This window comes from uncultured Chitinophaga sp., assembly GCF_937874145.1.
In the GTDB taxonomy this organism is placed as follows: domain Bacteria; phylum Bacteroidota; class Bacteroidia; order Chitinophagales; family Chitinophagaceae; genus Chitinophaga.
The window spans coordinates 1-4,888 of record NZ_CALNBI010000312.1 but is presented as its reverse complement, the minus strand read 5'-3'; the positions used below and the strand labels follow the sequence as shown (position 1 = coordinate 4,888).

At 54.2% G+C, this 4,888-nt stretch carries 4 protein-coding genes; 2 read left to right on the top strand and 2 right to left on the bottom strand.

Annotated elements, in window-relative coordinates:
• On the bottom strand, positions 1-577 hold a 577-nt coding region (locus Q0510_RS15200), incomplete at its 3' end, for an NAD(P)-dependent oxidoreductase (protein WP_298713501.1).
• 1 nt (position 578) lies between these two features.
• Complete coding sequence (locus tag Q0510_RS15195; RefSeq protein WP_298713498.1) at positions 579-1,835, bottom strand: MFS transporter; 1,257 nt, start codon at positions 1,833-1,835, stop codon at positions 579-581.
• 223 nt (positions 1,836-2,058) lie between these two features.
• On the opposite strand from Q0510_RS15195, the gene Q0510_RS15190 reads away from it, so the two are divergent.
• A complete protein-coding gene (locus Q0510_RS15190) occupies positions 2,059-2,823 on the top strand; it encodes a DeoR/GlpR family DNA-binding transcription regulator (protein WP_298713495.1) in 765 nt (254 codons plus the stop codon).
• Between the two features lie 270 nt (positions 2,824-3,093).
• Positions 3,094-4,888, top strand: a 1,795-nt coding sequence (locus Q0510_RS15185; RefSeq protein WP_298713492.1) for a histidine kinase, incomplete at its 3' end; no start/stop codon positions are given.

Here is a 4,888-nt window from a genome sequence, read left to right as displayed (position 1 = left end):
TGTAAGCGGGATCGTATTCCGTTACATATGGATCGAAGAAGCGGATGTTGCAGGGATAATTCCGGATCATGCCGGCGATGAGCTGGCCGATGGCGCCGAATCCCACCATGCCCACCGTTCTGCCCGCCAGTTCGTTGCCTTTGAAATGGAGGTAGGAATCATGCGCGCCGGCCTGCCAGTTGCGGCCTTTGAGCCAGTCGATGCCGGGGATGGTATTGCGCAGCAGCATGATCACGTTGGAGATGAACATTTCCGCCACGGCCTGCGCGTTGCGGGCCGGTGTGAAAAAGACGGGGATGCCGAGCGCGGTGGCTTTGTCGACGGCCACGTTGCTGGGCGTTCCGCGGCAGACGCCGATGAATTTCAGGTGCGGGAACGACTCGATGACTTTGGCGGTAACGTGGTCGTGTTCCGTGATGAGCGCTTCCGCCTGGGTTTCCGCCAGCAGTCCGAGCAGTTCCGATTCGTTCCAGGCGCGGCCGTTGGGTTTCCAGGGCCGGTACACTGATTCTCCGAAAAGCTGGTCGATTTCCCGGATGCCTTGCTGATGGTAAGGAGCTGTAATTAAAATGCGCATGCTATATGGATTGTATTGCTTCTGCAGGTTGCGTTTGATGGAGGGTTTTGGCGTTGTTGGGAAGGGTGATGAAACGGGTGATGATGGCACTGGCGATATACAATGCCGCCAAAATCCAGATGACGCCTTCTTCGCCCGCTGATCCGATAAAAAGCCCTACGATAGCGGGCCCTACGAATACCGGCAATCCCGCCCCGAGGTTAAGGATGGCCATGGCGGCGCCTTTGTCTTTCTTCACGAGAGACGGCACGAGCGCCGTCAGCGGCACATAACCCGCCAGCAGGGCGCCCCAAAGTATACCGGCGGCCATTACCGCCCAGTAACTGCCTTCCCAGATCTGCGGCGCGTAATAAAACAGCAGGGTGCTCAGTGCGCAGCCCACGCCGCCGAACCACATGATCGTGTTGCGCCAGCCGAAGTGGTCGCCCACGAATCCGAAAATGAGGTTGAATATGATGTTGGATGTGAAGATGGTGCCCCAGATCGTCAGCCACTCGGTAGTGTCGAAACCGTGCCGCGCCATGTACATGGGCAGAAATACGGGGAAAGCGAATTGCGCCGTCGTGTTGATGATGCGCACGATCCCTCCCAGCAAAACCTTCGGTTCTTCCTTCACGATCGTCAATCCTTTGATGAGCTCTTCCACTTTAGACCCGCCGCTGGACTGCCGCGCCGGTTTGCTGCGGTTCAGCAACAAGGCGAACACCGCGCCGAGCAGCGCCCAGAAAAGCGAAGTCCATAAGGTATTCAGGTGCCCGAATTTAGTGATGGCCCAGCTGGAATAATAGGCGCCCAGTACGTTAAGCCCGCCTGTAAAGACGAACCAAAACCAGCCCACCGCGCGGCCGAGCTGCTGCTGTGGGCTGCTGTACGCGATCCATACGAGGAAGGAATAAGCAAACAAGGGGTATCCGAAGCCACGGAGCGCGTAGGTAAAGAGCATTACCGGCTGATTCAGCTGCGGCATGCCGAAACCTACGAAGCCTACCGTACCGAGGCAATACAGCAGCAGGCCGAGCGCCATGGTGCGGCGGACGCCATAGCCTTCTGCGAGCACGCCCGAAAACCAGGCAGAAATGGCGATCGTAATGCCGTAAATGGTGAAGAGGGTAGCGGATTGCTGGATAGTCATGCCGTGGTCGACGAGGTAAGGGCTTAGCCAGCCTTGTTCTATGCCGTCGCCCATCATGAAGATCATAACGCCGAGGTAGCCCCAGATGAGTTGTCGTGGAATGCCTGCTTTTTCTAAAGTAGTCATGGTATCAGGTTTCGTGGAATGAAATGGAATGGAATTGAAACTTCCTAAAAGTAGAAATTAAACTTAATTAAACAAAAATAAATTAAAGTTAAGTTTTTGCTTTGCGATCGATTGAATTGCAAATCAATCATTAACATAAAAATAAAATCAGTTGTTAGACAATTCAGGTATAGAAATGTATATTTGATGAAAGGTAATTTAACATTAAGAAAGTCGCTACGCTATGAATATCACGGAAAGGCACCAGTTGATTTTACAGGAACTGCAGGAAAAAGGGAAAGTCGATATCCAGGAACTGAGCGAAATGCTCCAGGTGTCAGGGGTAACGATCCGCAAAGACCTCAAGCTCCTCGAAGAAAAGAAACTCCTCTTCCGCACCAAAGGCGGCGGCTCCACGCAAAACCCCTACGCCATCGAGCGCCCGATCAACGAGAAGGAATTCATCCGGATGGAAGAAAAGAAAAAGATTGCCCGCGCCGCCATGGAGCTCATCGGCCATAACGATTCCATCATCATCGGCTCCGGCACCACTGTTTTCGAGCTCGCCCGCATCCTTCACCCGTCCAAACATATCACCGTCATTACCCCCGCACTCAAAGTTGCCCTCGAGCTCTGCAACCGCCCGAATGTGGACGTGCTCCAGATCGGCGGCCTCATCCATCAAAGCTCTTCCGCCGCCGCCGGCTCCTTCGCCGAACGCCTGCTCGATGATATCTCCTGCGGTGTGCTGTTCGTCGGTGTCGACGGCATCGATCCCGAATTCGGCCTGTCCATCACCAACCTCGCCGAAGCCAGCCTCAATATGAAAATGATCGGCCTGGCCCAAACGGTAGTCGTAATGGCCGACAGCTCGAAATTCGACCGCCGCGGCATCGGCCGCATTTGCAGCCTGGAACAGGTGGATTACATCCTGACAGACAACCAGGTGGATTCCGCCACCGTACAGATGCTGCAGGACCGTGGCGTGAAAGTCATCCTCGCTTCCTGAATTTCCTCCCACACGACAAAAATTTGAGTATATTTACCCAGTTCCTCATCGCGGGATTTACTGAAAAGGGCAGCAAGCCCTTGCAACCAGCCGTGAGTACATATTAGCAGCATATTCCTGGTATTTTATTGAGCAGTCGGGCGCATTCCGGATCTTTTCCGGGACAATACCGCTGTGTGTCATGCAGCTTCATTGACCTGGGATAGCAAACTGGTGTGTTGCCTGTCGCCGTATTTATTGAACCGGTTTAGATCACCAGTTATGCTTCGTATGTTCTCTTCATTAAGCCGCCGGCCTTTGCTGCCGGGCGTTTCGATGCCCATCGCTCCCCGGCGCCGGATTTTCCTGTTTTTTACGATGGCGCAGCTGCGCATTCACTTCGCCGCACCGGCTTTCCGGCTATTGCTGATGTTGCTATTCCTTACGCAGACCGCCACAGCGCAGAAAGTGGAACAACTTTCCGCGGCTCACCGGCCAATTATCCAGTCCGCCAAAAGCGATACGGCCAGGATCACCGCGCTGATCGATTATGCGATGGCGGTTTTCGATTACAGCAACGATTCCACTTACAAAATCGCGGAAGAAGCCATGGCGCTCAGCCAGAAGGCCGGTTCGCAGTCCGGCCGCGGAAGGGCGCTGGAGGTATTCGCCAAGTATTATTTGTACCAGGGGAACTTCATCGCCAGCCAGCAGGCCAGCCGTACATCATTCGAAATATTCAAGAAACTGAAAGACAGTGTGAAAATGGCGGATATGCAAACCTACGTGGGGTTTAACTACATCCGTATGGCTAAATACGATTCCGCGGTTTCCGAACTGCTGGCGGCGATAGCATTGATACCGGAGCGGGATTCCCTGCAAAAGGCGTATCCGTACAACGGGCTGGCGCTCGCTTTCGCCAACATGTCGCAGATTGAAAAAGGACTGTATTACCTGTTGAAAAGTGAGCAGTATTACGCCATGAGCAAAGACACCGTGAACTGGGTAAAAATGATCCTCAACCGTTCCAATTTTGAAGGATACCTGTATCGCTATCATGAATCGGGCATGGCTTGCCGCGAAGTCATCGCCCTCAGCGATCATGCCGGTTACGCCAAAGGCCAGTGCATGGGACGGCTTTGCCTGGGCGGGCATTACGGGCGCGATCCCGGAAAATTGGATTCGGCCCTGTATTGGCTCAGGCAGGCCGAATCGTACGCGGAGAAATTCGAGATCGGTCCTTTTGATAAAGTGCATATTTACTTCGTGTCGTCACGCGTCTATTACAACAAAGGGGAATACGGCCAGGCGTTAACCTACACGCAGAAAGCACTCGATATTTCCGGGGAATTGGGGTTGATGGAATCGCTGGTGGAATTCAATCAACAGATGGCGAAGATCCAGATTCGCCGCGGAGACAAGAAAGGGGCATTGCAGGCGCTGGAAAACTACGTCCAGTTCCGCGACAGCCTGCAGCGCAAAGAAATGGCCACGAAGGTAAACGAACTGGAAACGAAATACAGGACGCTGGAGAAGGATAAGGCACTGGCGGAACAGCAGCTGGCCATCACGAAAAAAGACCTGGAAATCCGGAAGAAAAACCTGCAGACGGCTTTGCTGGGCGGCAGTTTGCTGCTGGTGCTGATCGCCGGCGGCGGATTGTATTACCGCTTCCATATGCGGCAACAACTGCAACTGCAACGGATGCTGCTGATGAAAAAGGAATCCGAGCTGAAAATGAAACAGGCGTCGATGGAAGGAGAAGAGAAAGAGCGCGCCCGCATCGCCCGGAACCTTCACGACGGAGCGGGCTCCATTTTATCCGGCGTGAAACTTTATCTTTCGTCGCTGGAAAACCAATACAACGAGCTCTCCGCTTCTTCATCCTACCACAACACGCTGCGCCTCCTTAACGACGCCGTTGCTGAAATCCGCGACACCTCCCACAACCTCATGCCCCGCATGCTGTTCGAAGAAGGGCTCGATACCGCCGCGGCCGACTACTGCGCGAAGCTGGGCCGCAACCAGTCGGCGGCGTTCAATTACCAGTCGGTAGGCCGCCCCACGCGCTACGACCCCGGCTTCG